Source organism: Mycobacterium sp. WUMAC-067 (assembly GCF_020217485.1).
Classification (GTDB): domain Bacteria; phylum Actinomycetota; class Actinomycetes; order Mycobacteriales; family Mycobacteriaceae; genus Mycobacterium.
On the sequence record NZ_JAEKMI010000149.1, the window covers coordinates 1 to 1,294 of the forward strand.

At 67.3% G+C, this 1,294-nt stretch carries 1 protein-coding gene; it reads right to left on the minus strand.

Annotated features, from left to right (window positions below):
- Nucleotides 1–1,294: amino acid adenylation domain-containing protein (locus tag JF781_RS27930; protein WP_225341356.1), on the minus strand; the 1,294-nt coding region annotated here is incomplete at both ends.

Here is a 1,294-nt window from a genome sequence, read left to right on the forward strand (position 1 = left end):
GCGCGGGTGTCGAGTTTGCCGTTGGGGGTGAGTGGCAGCGCGTCCAACACCACCACCGCAACCGGCACCATGTATTCCGGCAACCGCTCGGTCAGCGCGGTACGTAGCCCGCCGGAATCGACTGTCCCGGTGCTCGATTCGGTGATGTAGCCGACCAGACGCTTGTCGCCGGGGCGGTCCTCGCGGGCGATGACGACTGCTTGCTCCACGCCATCCAGGGCGGCCAATGCGGACTGAATCTCCCCGAGTTCGATGCGATACCCGCGGATCTTGACCTGCTCATCGGCACGCCCGAGGTAATCCAGCTGCCCATCGGCGCGCCAACACACCAAATCCCCTGTGCGATACATGCATTGGCCCGGCGCTCCCGTGCCAACGAACGGACACGCCACAAAGCGCGAGGCGGTCAGTGCGGGTCGGCCCACATAGCCGGTGGCCACGCCGGCGCCGGCCACATACAACTCCCCGACCACCCCGACGGGCACCGGGCGCAGCCACCCGTCGAGCACAAACAACGCCGCCCCCGAAACCGGCGCACCGATCGGCACCGCACCCGAGCCGGCCTTCAGCGGTGCGCTGATCGCCACACACATCGTGGTCTCGGTCGGACCATACGCGTTGACCATCACCCGATTTGGCGCCCACCGATCCACCACCTCCACCGGGCACGCCTCACCGACCACCGCCAACGCCACCGACTCCAACCCCTCAACCGGCAACGCGGCCACCGCCGACGGGGTCTGCGTCAACACACTGACCCGCTGCTCAACGAGCACCCGGTGCAGCTCTTGCGGGGAAGCGGTCACCGGCTCGGGCACCACCACCAGCCGCCCACCGCGCAACAACGCACCGAAGATCTCCCACACCGACACATCGAACGCCAACGAATGACACAGCGCCCACACCCCCGCCCCAGGCAGGCCGGCATCCAACGACCCCAACAACTGCGTCACATTACGATGAGTAACCGCAACACCTTTGGGCACCCCGGTGGTGCCCGAGGTGTAAATCAGATACGCGACATCGTCGGGATCCGGCCCCGCCAACCCCGTGCTGGGCTGGGCCGCAACAGCGGGATCACCCACGTCGATGACCACCACGTCATACCCATCGAGACGCTCGACGAGCTCACCGGCGGTGACCACAGCGATCGGTGCGGCATCGGCCAGCACAAACCCCATCCGCTCGGCCGGCACTCCCGGGTCGATCGGCAGATACGCCGCCCCCGTCTTGAGCACCGCCACGATCGCCACCACCGCCTCGACCGAACGCGAAAACAGCAGCGCCACAGCCT